Consider the following 20974-nt stretch of genomic DNA (forward strand, 5'->3'; position numbering starts at 1 on the left):
GGCGGGGTAGCTTGCTACCACGCCGCCGCTTTTGCCGCCGCTTTGCCGCGGCGGCGGATTTCTAAACTGTCCGGTTGCAGCAGCCCCAGGCGCAGAGCCAGGGCCAGGGTTTCGAGTATCAGTCGGCCGGCCGGTGGCAGGCGGGCGGTGAGCCTGACCAGGCGGCTGTGCTGGTGGTGCCGGGTCAGCAGGGCGGCCAGGTCGGGAGCCTGGCCGTGGTCGGCCAGGATGGTCTCGGCGACGGCCCGGCCGGAATAAAGAGCGGCGGCGATTCCCTCGCCGGTAAGACCGGAGGCCAGGCCGGCGGCATCGCCAGCCAGAAAGAACTGGCCGAAACGGCTGCCTCGGTAGTCAAAACTGACCAGGGAGGCTCGGGGTCTGGCCTCATCAAGTTGCACTCCTCGCCGCCGGGCCCAGAGGTGCAGCCGGTCGTGCAGCAGGTGCGAACGCAACCGGCGGCGAAAGGCATAAACCCCCACCGAGGCGCTGTCGCGATGGGGAAAAATCCAGGCGTAGCCGCTGCCGAAAAGCGCCGGGTCCAGGTGCCACTCCATTTCCGGGAAGTGGCCGGGCACCTGATAGGTGATTCCGATCCCGGCCAGCGCCAGAGGCAGTCCGAGGTGGCGGCGCACCAGGGAGTTGCTGCCGTCGGCGCCTACCAGATACTGGAATCGGAACTCGCCCCGGTCGGTGATCAGTACCTGGTTATTGATCCGCAGGGCCCGGGTGCCGCCAAATACCACGGCGCCGGCGGCCTCGGCCTGCTGCTTCATCCAGTGCCCCAGTTTTTCCCGGTTGACGGTATGAATAATCGGTTCATGCCCCTGCAGTTGAAAATCCTGCAGGGCGGTGACGATTCGTTGGCGATGGAAGCTGCGCTCCAGCAGTTCCGGCGGCATCTCCGGCTCCAGGGCCCCGGTCGGCACTCCGCCGGCGCAGGGTTTGGGGCCGGGACCAGGCAGCCGCTCAAGGACCAGCACTTCCCTGCCGGCCGCTGCCAGCACGGTGGCACAGGCCAGGCCAGCCGGGCCGGCTCCAATAATGATGGTATGGGCGGAAGAGATGGACATGATTAACACGGCTGTGGGGCGAAGATCGCCGGTGACTCACCGGAGTGGGGCATCCGGTGGCCGTCGGCGGCAAATAACCGGGGAGTACTTACCTTAAACAAAGATCAATGGTAGTGGTCAGTAATGGCCGGTTGCCTGGTTCATCAATTACATAATTCAGCCACTGAAGCAAAAGGAATTTTCCCCCTGCTCTACCTTTTTCCAGCAGCCTGTGGTAAAATTCCGTGCCTGCAGTTTGCGGGGGCATCCCCGGCCGAGGTCTGTTTCATCAACGTTTGGTCGCCGTTTTCCGTGGGAAATTCTATGATTTCTGTGCCAATATAATTACCGGAGAATTTTTATGAGTCTTGATCCTATTCAGAAAAGGGAAAAGAAAAACTCTTTTTCCTGGCGTTTGTGGTTGCTCGTGATTGCCGTGGTTGTCCTGGTTCCGTCGCTGGTCATCCTGGTTCGCCTGCACGAGGGAACCCCGCCCCGTTTGGGCCTCGACCAGGAAGTGGCCTGGATTGGCCAGCACAGCGAGTTTGCGGTGCTGGCCGCCGATGAGCGCAGCGGTTTGCGCTCGGTGGAGGTGCTGCTGCGCCAGGGCGGGCAGGAAGTGCGCCTGATGAAGCGCGAATTTCCCCGGGCCAGCGCCTTTTTTCGGGCCGGACCCGAGGAGTTTCGTGAGAATATCGAAGTGGCCGGGCGTGAACTGGGGTTGCGGGACGGAGCAGCGGAGTTGGTGCTCAAGGCAGGGGATTATTCCTGGCGCAACTGGGGTAGCGGTAACTATCGGGAGGAGGTCTTGCCCCTGGTCATTGATACCCGGCCGCCGGTGATCAATGTTGGCTCCGCCACCCGTTACGTCCGGGCCGGCGGAGCCGGGCTGGTGCTTTATACCATTGATGAGGAAGTGGCTAATCACGGGGTGGAAATCAACGGTTTTTTCCATCCCGGTTTCCCCCTGGCCGAGGACCGGCCCGGCGATTACCTGGCCTATATCGGGCTGCCCCATGACACCGATGCCCTGGATCAGGTCCAGGTGGTGGCGGTGGACCAGGCTGGTAACCGGGCCCGGGCGGGGCTGGCCATCAACCTGCGGCAGGTGGATTATCCTGTTGGCCGGATCAATGTTTCCGACAGCTTTCTGCGCAGCAAATTGCCGGAATTTGCCACCCACTACCCGGAAATGGCCGGCAGTCACCTGGAACAGTACCTCTATGTCAATCGGAAAGTGCGGGAGATGAATGATCGGCGGATCATGGAGATCTGTCGCAATTCGCACCCAGAGCGGCTCTGGGAGGGCCGATTCCTGCGCATGGCCCGGAGCAGTCAGCAGGCCGGCTTTGGTGATCGCCGGAGCTATTTTTATGATGGTCGTAAAATCGATGATCAGACCCATCTCGGTATCGACCTGGCCTCGGTACGGCAGGCGGAGATTGAGGCGGCCAACCATGGTATCGTGGTTTTGGCTGAGTACCTGGGAATCTACGGCAATACGGTGATCATCGATCACGGTCAGGGAATTTTCAGCCTCTACTCCCACTTAAGCCGGATCACCACCGCCGAGGGCGAGCGGGTAAGCCGGGGCGACAAGCTGGGTTACAGCGGGGTGACTGGGATGGCCGGCGGTGATCATCTGCATTTCAGTATGCTGGTCAACGGGATTTTCGTCAATCCCGTCGAGTGGTGGGATCGCAACTGGGTGGAAACCCAGCTTACCGTGGAGCCCTGAAGCCTTGTCGGTGATCAGGGTCCTGCCTGAGAACCTGGCCAATCAGATTGCCGCCGGTGAGGTGGTGGAGCGGCCTGCCTCGGTGATCAAGGAACTGCTGGAAAACGCGGTGGATGCCGGTGCGCGCAATATCAGCGTGCAGGTGGAAGGCAGGGCGGTGGGGCTGTTGCGGGTCAGCGACGACGGGGCCGGCATGGATGGCGACGACTTGCTGCTGGCGCTGGAGCGTCACGCCACCAGCAAAGTTGTTGACGCCCAGGGGCTGGCCGCCATCGGCACCCTGGGTTTCCGCGGTGAGGCCCTGCCCAGTATCGCCTCAGTCTCCCGTCTGCTGCTGAGCTCCCGTCCGGCTGAAGCCGACCTGGGAGCCTTGGTGGAAGTACGCTTTGGTGCCGTCCGCCGGGTTCAGGAAACCGGGGCGGCCCGGGGGACGGTGGTGGAGGTCCGGGATCTGTTTGCCAATGTGCCGGCTCGGCGTAAATTCCTGAAAAGTCCCCGCACCGAACTCTACCATGTGGAAGAATGTGTGAAAAACTGCGGCCTGGCCTTTCCCGGCCTGGGGGTGCATTACCAGGTTGACGGTCGTACGGTACTACAGTGGCCCGCCGGCGTCGATGATGCGGTGGGGAGGGTCCGGCGTTTGCTGGGAAAAAAGGGGGAGGCCGAACTGATTTCGGTGGCTGGGGCCACGGGCCGGGAGCCGGAAGTTTCGGGGCTGCTGCTGGCTCCGGAAGAAACCCCGGCCACCGGGGCCCGGCTGCGGCTTTTCGTCAACGGCCGTCCGGTTCGGGATCGGATGCTGAGCCATGCCGTGGCCGAGGGATTGCACCACCAGCTGTTGCGCGGGCGCCTGCCGGCGGGGGTGCTCTACCTGCAAATCGACCCCGCCACGGTGGATGTCAACGTTCATCCCACCAAGCAGGAGATCCGCTTTCAGCGCCCGGATCGCATCCACGATGCCGTTCGCGAGGCGGTAGGGGAAGCCCTGGCCCGCCACGAAAGGCAAAAAAAGAGTACCATATTCGGCCCCGCCCCGGCCACCACCAAACCGGCCCCGCCACCCCTAACAACAGCAACCAACGAGGCGGCTGGCCCCGGTTCGCCCGCGACACCCACCGAATCCCGGCCGGCACCACAGCCCGGTCAGTTGTTTGCAGTCAACGAGCCGGCGTCCGCAGGCAAAGGTTACCAAACTTCACCGGTTATGAATAAGATGGCTACAGACAGGACGGCCATTGACAACAAGGGGGGTGCAGGCAACGGGGATCACCCTTGGGAGGGGCAAAGTCATACAGCGCTGGGACGTGGGGTGTGGCGCCCGGTAGCGGCGGGAAAGCCTGCGGCCGAGCGCATGGACGCGTTAGCGGCCGCAGGCGCCTCGGAGGCGGGAAGTAGTCACATAAACGCTGAATTGCCACCCTTAGTACCGGAAGAGCAATCTGCGGCCGCCGAAGCCTCATCATCACCAATCTGTCAGCCCGAAGCCCTCCGGCCCCAGGCCGCCCCAAAGCTGTTGGGCCAGGTGCTGCAATCCTACATCATCTGCGCCACCAGTGAAGGCCTGCTGGCGGTTGATCAGCACGCCGCCCACGAAAGGCTGCTTTACGAACGGCTGCTGGCTCAGTACAATAAGCAGGGGCTGGCCCGCCAGGCCCTGCTGTTTCCGGCCATGCTGGAATGCTCACCGGCTGAAGCAGCGGTGCTGGAAAGCCGTGGTCGGGAGATCAGTCGCCTGGGGTTGACGGTGGAACCCTTCGGCGGTAACAGTTACGTGATCAAGGCGGTGCCGGCCCTGTTGGCCAGCCGCGAACCGACGGATATTCTGGCCGGGGTGCTTGCCCGCTACCTGGACGATGGGGCGGGGCGGGGCGGAGCAGACCGCCTGGAAGCAGTGCTGGCCGGGATGGCCTGCAAGGCGGCGGTCAAGGCCGGCCAGGCCTTGGACGCCGTCGAGATGGAAGCTTTGCTGCGGGAGATGCAGGCGGCGGGGATTTTTTCCCGTTGCCCCCACGGTCGGCCGGTGGCCCGGCATTTCACCGCCAATGAAATGGCCAGGTGGTTCAAGCGATAACGGGGGGACTGATCACGGGGCACACGGGGTAAGCGGTGGCCGGGGGCTTTGGTGAGTATTACTACGGGGCAGGTTACGGATGGGTAAAGGCAAGGGCAAAGATCTCGAAAACCTTTATGTGCAGATGTTCAGCATTCACGGTCTGGTGCGGGGTGAAGCGCCGGAGCTGGGACGTGATGCCGACACCGGCGGGCAGGTCAAATATGTGCTGGAACTGGCCCGGGCCCTGGGACGGCGGCCAGAAGTGGAGCGGGTGGAACTGGTCACCCGCCTGATTGCCGACAAGGCGGTGGCCAAGGATTATGCCCAGGCGGTGGAGCTGTTGAGCCCCGAGGCCCGGATTGTCCGGATCCAGTGTGGCGGCCGCAAGTACATCAGAAAAGAGCTGCTCTGGCCCCACCTCGACGAGATGGTGGACAAAACGGTTAAACACCTCAAGAAAAAGGGGCGGATTCCCGATGTTTTTCATGGTCATTATGCCGACGGCGGCTATGTGGCCCGGGAACTGGCCGCTTTTTTCGGAGTACCTTTTGTTTTCACCGGGCACTCCATGGGGGCGCACAAAAAAGGCAAGCTGCTGGCCGACGGACTCAGCGAGGAAGAGATTAACCGGCGCTATCATATCGATCACCGCATCGGAGTAGAGGAGCGGATTATCCGCGATGCCGAACAGATCGTGGTCAGCACCCGGCATGAGATCGAGCGCCAATACAGTCTTTATGAGAATTTCGCCGCCGGGCATTTCAATGTGGTGCCGCCGGGGATTGATATCGACATTTTTTACCCCTATTACCAGAACCAGTTCGAACACAATGTTGATGAGGAACTGGCCCGGCAGACCCGGGTGGTGCTGCTGACCGAACTGGAACGGTTCTGGGGTTCCACCCACAAGCCTTTTGTTCTGGCCCTGTGCCGGCCCGACCAGCGCAAAAATATTGCCGGCCTGATCAAGGCCTACGGCGAGGATAAAGACCTGCAGGCCATTGCCAACCTGGCCATTTTTGCCGGCATCCGCAAGGATATCGCCAGCATGGAGGAAAATGAGCGTCATGTCCTCACCGAGATGCTGTTGCTGATGGACAGCTATGACCTCTACGGCAAGTTGGCCATTCCCAAAAAACATGACTTCACCCTGGAGGTGCCCGAGCTTTACCGGCTTTGCGCCGACAGCCGCGGGGTGTTCGTCAATCCCGCCTTGGTGGAGCCTTTTGGGCTGACCCTGGTGGAGGCGGCTTCCTGCGGGCTGCCCATTGTCGCCACCGAGGATGGCGGCCCGGCGGATATTATCGCCAACTGTGAAAACGGAATCCTGATAGACCCCACCGACAGCCGCCAGATTGCCGCCGCCTGTAAATCCATCCTGGTGGACCGGGAGCTGTGGGACAAGTACTCCCGTAATGGCATCATCGGGGTGCGCAACCATTATTCCTGGGAGTCCCACTGTGCTTCCACCATTGAAATGTATGCCCAGGCCCAGGCCGCCGTGCCCAAACCCGAACCGGCGGTCGACAAAAAACCCCGAGCCATCGGCAAGCGTTTGGCTGGCGTCGACCGATTGCTGATCACCGACATCGACAACACTCTGGTGGGGGATCAACGGGCAATGCAGGAATTGCTGGAATTGCTCGATCAGCATCGCCACCAGGTGGCCTGGGGGGTGGCCACCGGCCGCAGCCTGGAGGTTACCCGGGAGGTGCTGGCCCAACAAGGGATTCCGGCGCCGGATATCATCATTGCCGCCGTGGGTACGGAGATATATTATGGGCCCGATTTCAGCCTGGATAACGGTTGGCGGCAGCATCTGCGTTATCACTGGAAACCGGCCGCCATCCGCAAGGCGCTGGCCGGGCTGGATTTTTTAAAGCGCCAGGAGGAGAGTGACCAGCATCCCTTTAAGGTTAGTTATTTCATGGCCGACGAGGTGGATAACCTGGCCCGGGTCCATTTTGCCCTGCAGGAGCAAAAGCTGCATTACACCCTGGAGTTTTCCCACGGCAGTTTTCTCGATATCCTGCCCTACCGGGCCGGGAAGGGCAAGGCTCTGCGTTATCTCAGTTACAAATGGAACATTCCCTTAAACCGTATCATGATCTGCGGGGACTCCGGCAGTGACGCCCAGATGCTACGGGGGGAGACCTGCGGGGTGGTGGTGGGCAACTATTCCCGGGAACTGGAACCCCTGCGGGGGCAGCGTAAACTCTTTTTCAGCAAGAAAGAATACGCCGCCGGGATTCTGGATGGAATCCGGTACTACAAATTTCTTAATGCCGGCGAGCGCCAGGCACCGAAGGATTGATGATGGAAAGTGATCTGGGAAGTTTCGTCGATGACCAGGATATCGCGCCGCTGCGGGATTTTCTCCTGTCGCTGGCTCGGCCGGAGCCGCCGCTGCTGCTGCGCAACGATATCCTGCTGGCCTTCCAGCATTTTGTTGATCAGCGCCCCTCGTTCGAAGGTGATCTGGCCGGGGCCTGGCGGTTTCTGCGCAAGGTACAGGAGGTACTGCTGGCCGATGATCTGTTGATTATTCTCTACCGGCACCGCCGGGCCAGTTGTCGGATTTTTGCCTTGAGCGAGGATGACGACCGGCTGATCCCCATTACTCTCATCGACTTTCTGGCCTTGAAGGAGCGGCTGATCCGGCCCAACCTGCCGCCCCAGCAGCGCACCCTGGCCATCAACCTGGCCCCCTTTTATGACTATGGCCCGGCCCTGAAGGATCCCAAAACCATCGGCCAGGGGATCAAGTTTTTAAACCGACATATGTCCGGCAACCTGGCCAACCATCCCGAGAAATGGAACCGTTCACTCTACGAGTTTCTCAAGCTGCACCAGCTGCACGGTACCCAGCTGCTGCTGGATGGCAACCTGGTGCGCAGCCCCGAGGAACTGGAAGAGGCGCTGAGCGCTGCCATGGACTTTCTGGAACGTTGCCGCTACCCCGATGACCTGGCGAAGATCAAGCAGCGCCTGGGACGGCTCGGCTTTCTCGACGGCTGGGGTAACAGCCTGCCCCGGATGTTGGAAACCATGCACATGCTGCAGGATATCCTGGAGCAGCCCGACGAGGCCAACCTTGAAGAATTTCTCTCGCGTATCCCCATGGTTTCCAGTGTGGCGCTGATCAGCCCCCATGGCTGGTTCGGCCAGGAAAATGTGCTGGGGCGGCCGGATACCGGCGGCCAGGTGGTTTATGTGCTGGACCAGGCCAAGGCCCTGGAGGATTTTCTGGCCCAGGATCTGCGGGATGCCGGTTTGGAGATTGCCCCCAAGATTCTCATCGTCACCCGCCTGATTCCGGAAAATGAGGGTACCACCGCCGATCAGCGGTTGGAAAAGGTGTACGACACCGACAATGTCTGGATTCTGCGGGTGCCCTTCCGCTATCCCGACAACTCGGTGGTGCCCCACTGGCTGTCTCGTTTCAGGATCTGGCCCTACCTGGATCAGTTTGCGGTGGATGCCGAAGAGGATATTCGGCGGGAGCTCATGGGTCGGCCCGATCTGCTGGTGGGCAACTACTCCGACGGCAACCTGGTGGCCACCCGGCTTTCCAAGAACATGGGGGTGATCCAGTGCAATATCGCCCATGCCTTGGAAAAATCGAAATACCTTTTTAGTGATCTGTACTGGGATGAGTTTGAACCGGATTACAACTTCTCCATCCAGTTCATGGCCGATCTGCTGGCCATGAACCAGGCTAACTTCATCATCACCAGCACTGCCCAGGAGATCACCGGTACCGACAATAGCATCGGCCAGTATGAGTCCTACCAGTTTTTCACCATGCCGGGGCTGCTCAACGTGATCAGCGGCATCAATCTCTTTCACCCCCGCTTCAATGTGATTCCTCCGGGGGTCAACCAGGAGGTTTATTTTCCATACAACCGCAAGCGAGGGCGCAAAGTGAAAATGCGCCGGGAGGTTAACCGGCTGCTTTTTGAGCAGGAGGATGCCAATTGTCTGGGGCGGCTTGATGATCCGGAACTGCCGCCGCTGTTTACCATTGCCCGTCTGGACCGGATCAAGAACCTCACCGGCCTGGTGGAGGCCTATGGCCAGGATGAAGAGTTGCGGCGGCGGGTGAACCTGATCATGGTGGCCAGCGTCACCAATCCCGAACTTTCCAAAGATGCCGAGGAGGCGGCGGAGATTCGCAAGATGCACGGCGTCATTGAGCAGTACGGACTGTGGGGGCAGGTCCGCTGGATCGGCAAATTCCTGGGCAAGGCCGAGACCGGTGAGGCTTACCGGATCATGGCCGACCGGCGCGGGGTGTTTGTCCAGCCGGCCCTGTTCGAGGCTTTTGGCTTGACCATCCTGGAGGCCATGCATTCGGGGCTGCCGGTTTTTGCCACCCAGTTCGGCGGACCGCTGGAGATCATTGAGCATGAGAAGTCGGGCTTCCTGATCAATCCCACCGATCAACCGGCGATGACCGCCCGGTTGCGAGAGTTTTTCCAGCATTGCGAAGCCGATCCCCGCTACTGGCAGGGGTTTTCCCAGCGGGCCCTGGAGCGGGCCCGGGAGCGCTTCACCTGGCGGCGGCACTGTCGGGAGTTGACCCGGCTGACCAAGGTTTACGGCTTCTGGCGCTATTCCACCTCGCAGCAGGCCAAGATGCGGCTCAACCAGTACAGCGAGGCGCTTTACCACCTTTTTTACAAGGACCGCGCCGAGCAGATCAGGTAACCCGGGAAAGAGATTGACGTGAACTATGATAGCTTTACAAGAACCCGTCATACGTGATGGTCGGTAATATGGCAACAGGCAGTTGTAAAGCGTGTCCAGGTGGTGGCGCTGTTTTTTGCGGCGCCGACAAATTTGTCGCCATCGGCGAGGTGGTCTGGGATATCTTTCCGGATCGGCAAGTGCTGGGGGGGGCGCCGATCAATGTCGCCTACCACCTGGCGGTGCTGGGACTGCCGGTGCGGGTGATCACCCGGGTGGGCAGCGATACTCTTGGTGATCTCACCCTGGCCCGCCTGGCCGAGCTGGGCTTGCCGCTGACCGGGGTGCAGCGCGATCCCGAGCTGCCCACCGGGCAGGTGCGGGTGGAATTTGGTGCCGACGGCGAGCCCGGTTATGATATTGTCGCGCCGGCGGCCTGGGATAATATTGATCCGGAACAGGCGTTGCGCGCGGTCCGGGATGGTGAGCGGCAAGCTCCCCCGGGGGGCGGCGAGCCCCGCCGCGCGGGGTTGGCGCAGCGGGAGATCGACGGGGACGGGGAGGATTTCGGTCTGATTTTCGGCACCCTGGCCCAGCGCGACCCTCGCTCCCGGCAGGCGGTGCGGCGGTTGGCGGCGGCGGCCGGCCGCCGCTATTATGATGTCAACCTGCGTCCGCCCTCCACCACCCGGGAACTGGTCCTTGAGTCACTGGCTTTGGCCGACGTGGTCAAAGTCAATGGTGAGGAGTTGGGGCAGTTGGCCGCCTGGCTGGAATTGCCGGCCGCTGCGGCCGCTGGGGCAGCGGCTGCCGGGGAAGGCGCCCAGTCGCTGGTCGATCCGCAGCGGGAGCAGATGGCCGCCGCCATCCGGGAACGCTACCAGTTGGAGGCCCTGGTGGTAACCGAAGGCGCGGCGGGAGCCTGGGTGCGGACGGCGGCCCAAACCTGGGCCGCCGCCGGCGAACCGGTGCCGGTGGCCGATACGGTGGGGGCCGGTGACGCCTTCTTTGCCGCATTGATTGTCGCTTACCAGCAAAAGCTGCCCTGGCCGGAGATCCTGGGCCGGGCCAACCGGCGAGGCGCGTACGTCGCCGGCCAGGCCGGGGCAACCCCGGAGATGCCCGCCGCTTTGTAATAACGGCGGCAATTAACAACCGTCGGCCGGAGCGGCATTTAGCGGCAACTTGATCTGTAAGCGATCACTTACCTTGCAAAAAAACCGCGCCGCCGACTGGGCACACTTTGAACTGTTTTTTTCGCGTTGCCGACCAACAACTTTGGCAGTTTTTTGCAAGGATATCAACTTCAACCATGAGACCAGAACAAGATGAGCGAGCCCCTCTACCAAACCGATTTTTCCGGCCTTGAACTTTTGCACCGGGGTAAGGTGCGCGATCTGTACCGGGTGGATGATTATCTGCTGATGGTGGCCTCAGACCGGATTTCCGCTTACGATGTGGTGATGAATGAGCCGATTCCCGGCAAAGGGGTTATTTTGACCGCCATGTCGCTGTTCTGGTTTGATTATCTGCAGGATATTTTGCCCAATCACCTGCTGACCGCCGACCCCGCGCATTATCCCGCTTCCTGCAAACCATACCAGGCACAACTCAAGGGGCGCAGCATGCTGGTCAAAAAAGCCCGCCCGCTGCCGGTGGAGTGCATTGTCCGGGGTTATCTTTCGGGCTCTTTCTGGGCGGCTTACCGGCGTAATCCAACGGTTTGCGGCTTTGCGCTGCCGACCGGGCTGCGGGAGTCGGATAAGTTGCCGGAACCCATTTTTACCCCTTCCACCAAAGCAGCTCTGGGGGCGCACGACGAAAATATTTCCCTGGCGCAGATGGAGAAACTGTTGGGGAGCGGACTCAGCGGCCGGGTACAGGAGGTGAGCCTGGAGCTGTACCGCAAGGCGGCGGATTACGCTCAGTCGCGGGGGATTATCATTGCCGACACCAAGTTTGAGTTGGGCCTGGATGAAAACGACCAACTGATCCTCATTGATGAGGCTCTGACCCCCGATTCTTCCCGTTTCTGGCCGGCGGATCGGTATCAGCCCGGCGGCCCCCAGCCCAGCTTCGACAAACAGTTTCTGCGGGATTATCTCTCCGGCCTGGATTGGCCCAAGTCCCCCCCGCCCCCGCCGCTGCCGTCGGAAATCATTGAAAAAACGGCGGCCCGCTACCGGGAGGCCCTGCAGCAGCTGACCGCCTAGGACGGGCGCCCCCCCCCTCCTCATTTTGGACTGATTTTAGCAAGATCATCAAACTTGTCGGCATTGCTGGTGCCCGCCGACTAAGCCATTATTGCCGCTCTTGTTTGACCAAAACCCGACCAATAAGTTTGATTGGTTTTGGCGAGGTCATCAAACTTATTTGACAAAATTGCCGAAAACAGTTTTCCTGGCAGGGACCACGCTGCTACTGTTGTTAAAAAACATTATTCCCGGGTGATTGATGCTCAACTCCCTTTTTGGCCGGTTTTTTCTGGCTTCCCTGGTATCAGCTTTGCTGACCGTGCTGCTGACCGTGCTGGCGATTTATTACCCCGCCGCCCCGGCTCTGGTGGTGTGGGCGGTGGTCCTGCTGACGGTGGCGGTGGCGGCGGCCGGTACGGCCTGGCTGTTCAGTGCCGGGATCAGGCAAGAACTGGGAAAACTGTCGGTCTGGCTGGCCGATTTTGTGGGCCGTGGCGACATCCGGCGCGAACCTCCTGCGGTGGGCCTGGCCGATTGTGCCCAGCCGTTGCATCAATTCCAAAAAATGATGGCCTGGCAGCAGGAGATCCTGGAAATCTGCTGGGCGGCCCGGGAGGGTAAGCCGGCCCGTCGCTTACCGTCGCGCAGCGACCAGGATCAGTTGACCCCCGCCTTTAACGGCCTGCTGGATGAATTGCACCAGGCCAACCTCGGTTATGCCGAGGCGATCAGTTATCTGCACGCTATTCCCACCCCGGTACAGGTGGTTGACCGTGACCTGAACATTCGTTTCATCAACCAGGCCGGGGCCCGGGCGGCCCGCTTGGCGGTGGGGCAGTGCATCGGCAAAAAATGTCACGAGATCTTTCGCACCCGGGACTGTAACTCCGATCGCTGCAAAGTGGTCCGGGCGATGATCCAGAACCGGACCCTGACCGGAGAGAATGTCTCCATCACCGCCCGCGGTGAAGCCCCTTACCGTTACACCGCCGCGCCGCTTAAGGATGAGCATGGCCGAGTGATCGGCGCGGTGGAGTATATTGTTGATATCCGCGACGAGATGCGGGTGGTGGCGATGGCCGAGGCCATCGCCCAAGGGGATTACAGTATCAGCATCACCCCGCGCTCCGACGATGACCGCTTAAGCCATGCCCTGAACCGCATGGCGGCCACCTTGCAGGAACTGGAGTCCTCCCAGGAGGAAAGCCGCTGGCTCAATGAAGGGGTGGCGGCGGTGAGCGACCGCTTGCATGGTGAGCATGATCAACTCAGCCTGGCTCATAACGTGCTGGAAGCCCTGGTCGATGTCATGGATGTCCAGGTGGCCGCCTTCTATCTGGCCCAGGACGAAGAGACCCTGCGGCTGATCAAGACCTATGGTGGCACCGCTGAAATTGAAGCCCGGACCGCAGTGCACCGTAATGAGGGCCTGGTGGGTCGGGCCCTGCAGGAAGGCCGGTTGCTGGTGATCAACGATCTGCCGCCGGGTTACTTGAAAATTTCCTCCGGGCTGGGTGAGGTGGCAGCGGCCGCCGTGGCGGTACTGCCGGTTTATTTTGAAAATGAACTGCGCTGTGTGATCGAACTGGGCACCCATCGTGCTTTTTCCCCGCGAGAAGAGGAATTGCTGCGCCGGGTGACGGAAAATATCGGGGTGGCTGTGCATACCGCCGAGGTTCGGCACGAACTGGCCCGCCTGCTGGAAACCACGCAGGAGCAGGCGGAAAAACTCCAGGTGCAGCAGGAGGAACTGCGCCAGACCAACTCCGAGCTGCAGGAGCAGGCCAAGTACCTGGCCGCTTCCGAAGAGCGGCTCCAGGTGCAGCAGGAGGAACTGCGGGTTTCCAATGAGGAGCTGGAGGAGCGCTCCCGCACTCTGGCCGAAAAGAACCGGGAACTGCTGAAGGCACGTCAGGAACTGGAGGAAAAGGCCGGGGCGCTGGAGGTGTCCGGGCGTTACAAATCGGAATTTCTGGCCAACATGAGCCATGAATTGCGCACCCCGCTTAACAGCATCCTGATTCTCTCCCAGATGCTGGCCGCCAATAAAGATGGCAACCTGCTGCCCCGCCAACTGGAATACGCCACCACCATTCACAACTCCGGTTCCGATCTGTTGAACCTGATCAACGAGGTGTTGGATCTCTCTAAGATCGAGGCCGGCCGGATGGACATCCACCCGGAAACAATCAACCTCAAGGCCCTGCTCGACAGCCTGCTGGATCCCTTCCGGCCCATGGCCGAGGAGAGGCAGCTGGCTCTTGCCGGTGAGCTGGCCGAGGACCTGCCGGTAACCATTTTTTCCGACGAAAGCAGATTGCGCCAGATTCTCAAAAACCTGCTTGCCAATGCCCTGAAATTCACCCGCCAGGGAGAGATCATGGTTGCCGTCGGCCGCCCCGCTGGCGGTGAGTTGCCGGTCGGCCTCAACCTGGACCCAGCCCGGGTCCTGTTTTTTCAGGTCAGCGATTCCGGTATCGGGATTGCCGCCGACAAGCTGGAGGTGGTGTTCGAGGCTTTTAAGCAGGCTGACGGCACCACCAGCCGCAAGTTCGGCGGCACCGGCCTGGGGTTGTCCATTTCCCGGCAGCTGGCCCGCCTGCTGGGGGGCGAATTGACCGCCGCCAGCCGGGAAGGGGAGGGCAGCACCTTTACCCTTTGGCTGCCCGAGCGCCTGGAAAAGAGGAGAGATATCGCCCCGTTGCCGGGACCAGCGAGATCAGCCGGAGCGGCCGGGGGCGAATTGGCGGCGCCGGAGGTGTCGGCTCACGCCGCCAAGCAGACCAGCCCGCCGGAGACGCCGGTTGCCACCAGCCCCTCAGCCGCTGCCGCGGCCCCGGCGGACCATGGTCTTGCTGCCGCCGGCCAGCCGCTGCCTCAGGCCCCCGACGCCTTGGTGCGGGATGATCGCCGCATCATCAGCCGGGAAGACAAAAGCCTGCTGATCATTGAGGACGACAGTTCCTTTGCCTCGCTGTTACTGGAGTTGGCCCGGGAGAAGGGCTACAGAGGGCTGGTGGCCGAAGATGGGGAAACCGGGCTGCATCTGGCCGATTATTACCGGCCCAGCGGCATTATCCTCGATATGGGCCTGCCGGGTATAAGTGGTCGGGAGGTCATGGAGCGGCTGAAGAAAAATCCGGAAACCCGGCACATTCCGGTTCATGTCATTTCCGCCAGCGACCCTTCCACTGAGGTGATGCAGTTGGGGGCGGTGGGCTTTCTCACCAAGCCGGTGAGTGTGGATAAGCTGGATCTGGTCTTCAGTCGCATTGAAAAACTGGCGGAAAGCCCGGTGAAAAGGCTGCTGGTGGTGGAAGACGATCTGGTGCAGCGCCGGGCGATCCGGGCCATGGTGGGCGAGGGCGGCGACATCGAGGTGGTGGAGGCCGCCAATGGCGAAGAAGCCCACCGTTTATTAACCGAAGAAAATTTCGATTGCGTGATTTTGGATCTGGGGCTGGGCGATATGAGCGGCTTTGATTTGATGACTAAAATCAAGGACGACCCCAGTATTTGCCAGGTGCCGGTGGTGATCTACACCGGCCGGGAGATCAGCCCCGATGAGGAGGAGCGGTTGCAGCAATATGCCGATTCCATCATTATCAAGGGGGCCCGCTCGCCGGACGCCTGCTCGATGAAACCACCCTCTTTCTCCACCGAGTGGAAAAGAGCCTGCCCAGCCGGCAACAGGAGGTGCTTAAAACCCTGCACAACCGGGAGTCGACCTTTGCCGACCGGACGGTGTTGCTGGTGGATGACGACATGCGCAACATCTTCGCCCTCTCCAGCGTGCTGGAAGAGGCCGGTCTGGAGATCGTGGTGGCCCGCGACGGCCGGGAAGCCCTGCAGAAACTTGCCGAACACCCGGAGGTCGATCTGGTGCTGATGGACATCATGATGCCGGAGATGGACGGTTATGAGGCCATGGGCCGGATCCGCCGTGATCCGGCCAAGGCCAAATTGCCCATCATTGCGCTCACCGCCAAGGCCATGCGGGGTGACAAGGACAAATGTCTGGCCGCCGGGGCCAACGATTACCTGGCCAAGCCGGTGGATCCGGAACGACTGCTTTCCCTGCTGCGGGTTTGGCTGTACCAATGAGCCCGGCGCGCGAGGAACCGGCCGGTGAGGCCAAAGAGATCGAGGATCTGGAGATCAGCCTGCTGCTGGAGGCGATTTTCCGGCGCTACGGCTATGACTTCCGTGATTACGCCCGGGCTCATCTGCGCCGTCGGCTGCGCCACCGGCTGGAACTCGCGGGGTTGGCCGACCTGGGAGCTATGCAGCACCGGGTACTTAGTGACCGCGATTTTTTTGAGCTGCTGTTGCGGGATCTGTCCATCAATGTTACCGAGATGTTCCGCGATCCGGCGGCTTACCGGCGGATCCGTGAAGACGTCGTGCCGCTGCTCAAGACTTACCCCTTTGTCAAGATCTGGCATGCCGGTTGTGCCACCGGGGAAGAGGTCTATTCCATGGCCATTTTGCTGCACGAAGAGGGCTTGCTGGAGCGCAGCCGGATCTATGCCACCGATTTTAACCGGGTGGCCCTGCAAAAGGCCCGGGAAGGGGTTTATTCTCTGGAGCGGGTCCGCCAGTACAGCAGCAATTACCAGAAAAGCGGCGGCCGGGCCTCCCTGGTGGACTACTACCGCACCGACAATGAGTCCATGCTGCTGAAGAACTGGCTGCGCCAACAGGTGGTCTTTGCCGACCACAACCTGGTTACCGACGGGGTGTTCAGCGAGATGCAACTGGTGGTCTGTCGCAATGTGGTAATTTATTTCAATCGGGATCTCCAGGAGCGGATTTTCAACACCTTTTACCAGAGTCTCTGCCCCGGTGGTTTTCTCTGGCTGGGAGCCAAAGAATCGCTGAAACTCCTGCAGATTGGGGAAAAATTCAGAGAGCTTTACGGCGAAGAGAAAATTTTCAAGAAAAATTTGCAATAATTCCGCCGCCGGGGTTAAGTTAAGGCGGTCGAATAATCATCAGCCATGGCCAACCAAAGATCAAAGCAGCCTGCAGGCTCCCAAGATTTGCCCTACCGGGCCGTGGTGATCGGCGTGTCAGCCGGAGGGCTGGAGGCCCTGCGGGAAGTGTTAAGCTGTTTGCCGGCGGATTTTCCGCTGCCGCTGCTGGTGGTCCAGCACCTGGGGGTTGACTCCGATGATTTTCTGGCTCGCTGGCTGGATCAGCGTTGCGCAATCAAGGTCAAAGAGGCTGAGGACAAGGAGCCGGCGGCGCCCGGCACCGCTTACCTGGCGCCGGCCAATTACCATCTGCTGATGGAGGACGACGGCTCGCTGGCCCTGTCCCTGGAGGACTGGGTTAACTTTTCCCGGCCCAGCATCGATCTGCTGTTTGAAAGCGCTGCCGAGGCCTACGGCAAAGGGCTGATTGCCGTGGTGCTGACCGGGGCCAATGATGACGGCAGCCGAGGTCTGGCGGCGATGAAACGCTCAGGCGGCCTGGCGGTGGTGCAGGACCCGGCGGGGGCTGAGTTTCCCGTCATGCCGCGGGCCGCCATCCAGGCCACTCAGGTGGATTTTGTTCTGCCGTTGCCGGCCATCGGCCGTTTTCTGGCCAATCTTTACCGACCGGCCTGAGGGTTTTGGTTTTGGCAATAAATTAAAATTGTCGGCGCTGCTGGGGCGCCGCCGACTGATTACCAACCACCGTTTTTTGTGCCGGTGGCGGTGATCAGCACTTTTGACGGGTTTTTGCGAGGCCATCAAAATTATGCCGGGGATGCCGAAAATCCTGATTGTCGATGACCAGCCGGCCAACCTGCTGGTGATGGAAAGCCTGCTTGAAGGGGTGGGGGCGATGCTGATTACCGCCACCTCCGGTGAGCAGGCCCTGTCCCTGCTGCTGGAGCACGACTTTGCCCTGATTCTGCTGGATGTGCAGATGCCCGGCATGGATGGATTTGAAACCGCCAGCCTGCTGCGGGGGCGCAAGCAGACCAAACACTTGCCGATCATCTTCGTCACCGCCATCAGCAAAGAGGACGAGCATGTCTTTAAGGCCTATCAGGCCGGCGCCGTGGACTATCTCTTTAAGCCCATCAATCCTTATATCCTGCGCAGCAAGGTGGAGATCTTTTTGCAACTCGACCATCAGCAGCGCCTGCTGGCTAAAAAAAGCGTCGAGTTGGACCTCAAGGTGCGGGAACTGTTGGGGGTTAAGGCCCAGTTGGAAGAGGCCAACGCCCGGCTCAACGAACTATCTCTCACCGACGCGTTGACCGGTCTCAGTAACCGTCGCTGTTTCCAGGAAACCATTCAGGCCGAATGGCGGCGGGCCATGCGCAACCGGCATCCGCTGACCCTGCTGCTGGGTGATATCGACTCGTTCAAGCAGTTTAACGACAACTTTGGACATCTGGTTGGTGATGAGTGCCTGGTCAGGATCGCCGAGGTGATCCGCAGTCCCCTGATGCGACCCTCCGATCTGGTTGCCCGTTTCGGCGGGGAGGAGTTTGTGATTTTGTTGCCGGAAACCGACCTGGAAGGCGGGCGACATCTGGCCGAGACCATCCGCCGGGAAGTGGAGAAGATGAGGATTTCTCACCCGGAATCGGCCACCGGGCTCCAGTTGACCATGAGCTTCGGGGTATCATCGGTGGTGCCGCGGCCGGATATCTCCGAGCAGGATCTGGTTTGCGCCGCCGACAAGGCCCTTTATGTGGCCAAGGAAAGCGGGCGTAACCGGGTGCAGATCCAGGGGCCGGAGGCGCTGCTGGGCACCCTCGGCCAGACTGGGTATATCTCCGGTGATGAGGGGGGGGCTGAATAGCGGTTTGCGGTTTGCCGGCAAGCTCCTTCTAAAGCCCGGTGGCCGCCATTTTTTGCACCAGATCGCGCTGTTCTGCCGTAAGCTTGCCGGGCATTTTCAGATTGATGCGGACCAGCAGGTCGCCCCGTGCGCTGCCGCCGGTACCCGGCAGCCCCTGGCCTTTCAGGCGCAGCTTGGCGCCGGGCTTGCTGCCGGGGGGCACCTTGACTTTGAGCCGGCGCCCCTCCAAGGTGGGCACGGCGATGTCGGTTCCCAGCAGGGCGCCGCTCAGGGGAATTTCCTGGTCCACCACCAGGTTACGACCCTCCCGGATGAACACCGGGTGAGGTTTTACCCGGACCAGCAACAGCAAGTCACCCGGCGGGCCGGCCATGGGCGATGGGGCGCCCTTGCCGCTGACTCGCAGCTTTTTGCCGTCTTCAATGCCGGTGGGGATCTTAACCGTTACCTTGTCGGCCTGGCCGCCCCGCCCCAGGGAAATGGTCTTTTCGCTGCCGTGCAGCACCTCTTCCAGGGTTACCGGCATTTCCAGGCTTAAATCGTTGCCCTTAACCATTTGCCGACGGCGTGGGTCCTGTTGAAACTGGCGGAAATCCTGGCCTTGGCCGCCCATGCCGCTCATGCCGTCGACCCCGAACAGTTCGTCGAAAAAGCTTGGCCCGCCGCCCATACCGCGGTGAAAAGTAGCTCGGCCGCCGCCCAGATTGATACCGAACTCCCGCAAGATGTCGTTGATGTTGGCGTTGCGGAAGATATCTTCCTGGGAGTAGCGTTGCTGGAACCCGTCCGAGCCGAAGGTGTCATACTGCTTGCGCTTTTCCGGGTCACTCAGCACGGCATAGGCCTCACTGATTTCCTTGAAGCGGCTTTCCGCCTCCTTGTTACCCTGGTTGCGGTCCGGGTGATATTTCAGGGCCAGCTTGCGATAGGCCTTCTTGATCTCTGCCGGGCTGGCGTTGCGCTCAACCCCTAAAGCTTTGTAATAATCCATTGCCGATGGTCGTCCTTGTCCTGGTAAAAGCCTGAATCAAGCATAAAAAAAAGTCATAAACGAGAAAAACAACTCGGAGGGACTATAATTATCCCCCACCCGTTTGGCAAGCCGTCTGCAAAAAACAAAAACATTCGGCAGTGTCGCAGGTTCGGGCAAGCAGCCAGGCGCAGCGTACCCCAGGTACGTAAGCCTGGCTGATCGCCCGAAGATGCGGCGCTGCCGAATGTTTTTCAGTGGGCCACGACGAAGGCGTCGGTAAACCCGGCCTCAATCATCACCCGCTCAAAGCGCATGGCACCGCTTAAGGTGTCGCCGGCCGCCACCTGGACCCGGTAAAACAACCGGCCCCCGTGGTCGTATTCCCGGATAACCGCCGTTCGGCCCCATTCCTGCAACTGATCACGCAGGCGGACGGCGTTTTCCCGCACCGTGAAGGCGCCGACCTGAACGTAAAATTCACCGTGTTCAAAATCCGGGGTTGCGGCGAAACGCTGGCGTACCCGGCCGTCCTCCAGATAGTGTTCGGTGGCCCCCAGGGCGGTGATCCTTACCTGGGCCAGCCCCTGGTCGGCCATGCCCAGCTCTTGCGCGGCGCGGTATGAAAGATCGATTATTCGCCCCCTGACGAAAGGCCCCCGGTCGTTGATCCGGACGGTGATTTCCTTGCCGTTTTCCAGGTTTTCCACCAGCAGGTGAGTGTCCATGGGCAGGGTTTTGTGGGCGGCGGTCATAGCATGCATGTCGTATATTTCGCCGTTGGAGGTGCGGCGGCCATGAAATTTGCGGCCATACCAGGAGGCAATCCCGGTTTCCGAGTAGCCGTGGGCTGAAGGGATGGGATAGTAGGTGATCCCCTGGATCTGGTAGGGCCGCTGAGTGGGCGGAATTCTGCCGGCCGGCGGCTGGGCCGGAGAATACGGCGGCGCCTCCACCCGGCTTTTGCCGGTGGGGCTGGAGATTATCGGCGGTTTGCCGCAGGCGCTGAGCGCCAGCAAGAGCAGCAGCAAGGCGCCCAGCAGTCGGTGGCTGCGGTGAAGGTGGTATGCCGTGGCGAGTCGCTGGTTATTTGATCTGTTCATGGTGTTTTCCCAATCGCCCCCGCAATATTGTCAGCGCCGCAAAAAGCCGCGACGCCGACTGGGCACGCTTTGTGACTACTTGCTTTCGCGTTACCGACCAACACGATTGGCGGGTTTTTGCGAGGTTGTCAGTGTTGGGGTTATGGCCAAGGGAGCCGTTGGTGGTGGCCCGTAAACGTTGAACCGGGCTCACTTTATCCGTCCCGGCTCAAAAAGTCCCGGCTTTTTACTTTTCCTCAAGACAAGTTGGTGCTATATTCGGCCCGATAAAGGTCGGCCAGGGAAAAAAGGCCGCGCCTGTCAACCTCTCACTGTCATTATCACCACGGCACGATGGTCGGCGCATGCAGCAGTGTCGACCCGCACCAGACCA

The 20974-nt window shown here is 60.7% G+C and carries 14 protein-coding genes; 11 read left to right on the plus strand and 3 right to left on the minus strand.

Annotated features, from left to right (window positions below):
• Positions 1-14 precede the first annotated feature (14 nt).
• The gene (locus P0N66_RS01205; RefSeq protein WP_275802127.1) at positions 15-1070 is read right to left on the minus strand and encodes an NAD(P)/FAD-dependent oxidoreductase; all 1056 of its coding nucleotides are present in this window, start codon (positions 1068-1070) and stop codon (positions 15-17) included.
• 340 nt (positions 1071-1410) lie between these two features.
• On the opposite strand from P0N66_RS01205, the gene P0N66_RS01210 reads away from it, so the two are divergent.
• From P0N66_RS01210 to P0N66_RS01260, 11 genes are all read left to right on the plus strand, one after another.
• Positions 1411-2787: a M23 family metallopeptidase gene (locus P0N66_RS01210; RefSeq protein ID WP_275802128.1), complete on the plus strand. Its 1377-nt coding sequence runs from the start codon at positions 1411-1413 to the stop codon at positions 2785-2787.
• A 10-nt stretch (positions 2788-2797) separates the two neighbouring features.
• Entirely contained in the window at positions 2798-4858 is a 2061-nt protein-coding gene (gene mutL / locus P0N66_RS01215) for a DNA mismatch repair endonuclease MutL (protein WP_275802286.1), read from the plus strand.
• A 79-nt stretch (positions 4859-4937) separates the two neighbouring features.
• Positions 4938-7154 carry an HAD-IIB family hydrolase gene (locus P0N66_RS01220; RefSeq protein ID WP_275802129.1) on the plus strand — a complete coding sequence of 739 codons (2217 nt, stop codon included), beginning with the start codon at positions 4938-4940 and terminating at the stop codon, positions 7152-7154.
• The gene (locus P0N66_RS01225; RefSeq protein WP_275802130.1) at positions 7154-9550 is read left to right on the plus strand and encodes a sucrose synthase; all 2397 of its coding nucleotides are present in this window, start codon (positions 7154-7156) and stop codon (positions 9548-9550) included. The genes P0N66_RS01220 and P0N66_RS01225 overlap by 1 nt, the downstream gene beginning before the upstream one ends.
• Before the next feature lie 68 nt (positions 9551-9618).
• On the plus strand, positions 9619-10665 hold the full coding sequence (locus P0N66_RS01230) for a PfkB family carbohydrate kinase (RefSeq protein ID WP_275802131.1): 1047 nt from the start codon (positions 9619-9621) through the stop codon (positions 10663-10665).
• Between the two features lie 192 nt (positions 10666-10857).
• Positions 10858-11742: a phosphoribosylaminoimidazolesuccinocarboxamide synthase gene (locus P0N66_RS01235; protein WP_275802132.1), complete on the plus strand. Its 885-nt coding sequence runs from the start codon at positions 10858-10860 to the stop codon at positions 11740-11742.
• 241 nt (positions 11743-11983) lie between these two features.
• Complete coding sequence (locus P0N66_RS01240; protein WP_275802133.1) at positions 11984-15613, plus strand: response regulator; 3630 nt, start codon at positions 11984-11986, stop codon at positions 15611-15613.
• On the plus strand, positions 15499-15828 hold the full coding sequence (locus P0N66_RS01245) for a response regulator (RefSeq protein ID WP_275802287.1): 330 nt from the start codon (positions 15499-15501) through the stop codon (positions 15826-15828). Before P0N66_RS01240 ends, P0N66_RS01245 begins: the two co-directional genes overlap by 115 nt.
• Positions 15825-16679, plus strand: coding sequence for a CheR family methyltransferase (locus P0N66_RS01250; RefSeq protein ID WP_275802134.1), 855 nt, complete (start codon positions 15825-15827; stop codon positions 16677-16679). Before P0N66_RS01245 ends, P0N66_RS01250 begins: the two co-directional genes overlap by 4 nt.
• Before the next feature lie 87 nt (positions 16680-16766).
• Positions 16767-17336, plus strand: coding sequence for a chemotaxis protein CheB (locus P0N66_RS01255; protein ID WP_275802135.1), 570 nt, complete (start codon positions 16767-16769; stop codon positions 17334-17336).
• Positions 17337-17439: 103 nt separating this feature from the next.
• Positions 17440-18528, plus strand: coding sequence for a diguanylate cyclase domain-containing protein (locus P0N66_RS01260; protein WP_275802136.1), 1089 nt, complete (start codon positions 17440-17442; stop codon positions 18526-18528).
• Positions 18529-18556: 28 nt separating this feature from the next.
• Here the strand turns inward: P0N66_RS01260 and P0N66_RS01265 are convergent, their stop codons facing one another.
• The gene (locus P0N66_RS01265; protein WP_275802137.1) at positions 18557-19519 is read right to left on the minus strand and encodes a DnaJ C-terminal domain-containing protein; all 963 of its coding nucleotides are present in this window, start codon (positions 19517-19519) and stop codon (positions 18557-18559) included.
• Positions 19520-19752: 233 nt separating this feature from the next.
• Positions 19753-20601: a septal ring lytic transglycosylase RlpA family protein gene (locus tag P0N66_RS01270; protein WP_275802138.1), complete on the minus strand. Its 849-nt coding sequence runs from the start codon at positions 20599-20601 to the stop codon at positions 19753-19755.
• Positions 20602-20974: the final 373 nt, after the last annotated feature.

This window comes from Desulfurivibrio dismutans (genome assembly GCF_029210385.1).
GTDB lineage: Bacteria > Desulfobacterota > Desulfobulbia > Desulfobulbales > Desulfurivibrionaceae > Desulfurivibrio > Desulfurivibrio dismutans.

Bases quoted from the DNA above. Each gene is read 5' to 3' on its own strand.
- P0N66_RS01220 (WP_275802129.1), top strand. From the start codon at position 4,938: ATGGGTAAAGGCAAGGGCAAAGATCTCGAAAACCTTTATGTGCAGATG.
- P0N66_RS01235 (WP_275802132.1), top strand. From the start codon at position 10,858: ATGAGCGAGCCCCTCTACCAAACCGATTTTTCCGGCCTTGAACTTTTG.
- P0N66_RS01210 (WP_275802128.1), top strand. From the start codon at position 1,411: ATGAGTCTTGATCCTATTCAGAAAAGGGAAAAGAAAAACTCTTTTTCC.
- P0N66_RS01205 (WP_275802127.1), bottom strand. From the start codon at position 1,070: ATGTCCATCTCTTCCGCCCATACCATCATTATTGGAGCCGGCCCGGCT.
- P0N66_RS01270 (WP_275802138.1), bottom strand. From the start codon at position 20,601: ATGAACAGATCAAATAACCAGCGACTCGCCACGGCATACCACCTTCAC.
- P0N66_RS01225 (WP_275802130.1), top strand. From the start codon at position 7,154: ATGATGGAAAGTGATCTGGGAAGTTTCGTCGATGACCAGGATATCGCG.
- P0N66_RS01250 (WP_275802134.1), top strand. From the start codon at position 15,825: ATGAGCCCGGCGCGCGAGGAACCGGCCGGTGAGGCCAAAGAGATCGAG.
- P0N66_RS01265 (WP_275802137.1), bottom strand. From the start codon at position 19,519: ATGGATTATTACAAAGCTTTAGGGGTTGAGCGCAACGCCAGCCCGGCA.
- P0N66_RS01240 (WP_275802133.1), top strand. From the start codon at position 11,984: ATGCTCAACTCCCTTTTTGGCCGGTTTTTTCTGGCTTCCCTGGTATCA.
- P0N66_RS01230 (WP_275802131.1), top strand. From the start codon at position 9,619: ATGGCAACAGGCAGTTGTAAAGCGTGTCCAGGTGGTGGCGCTGTTTTT.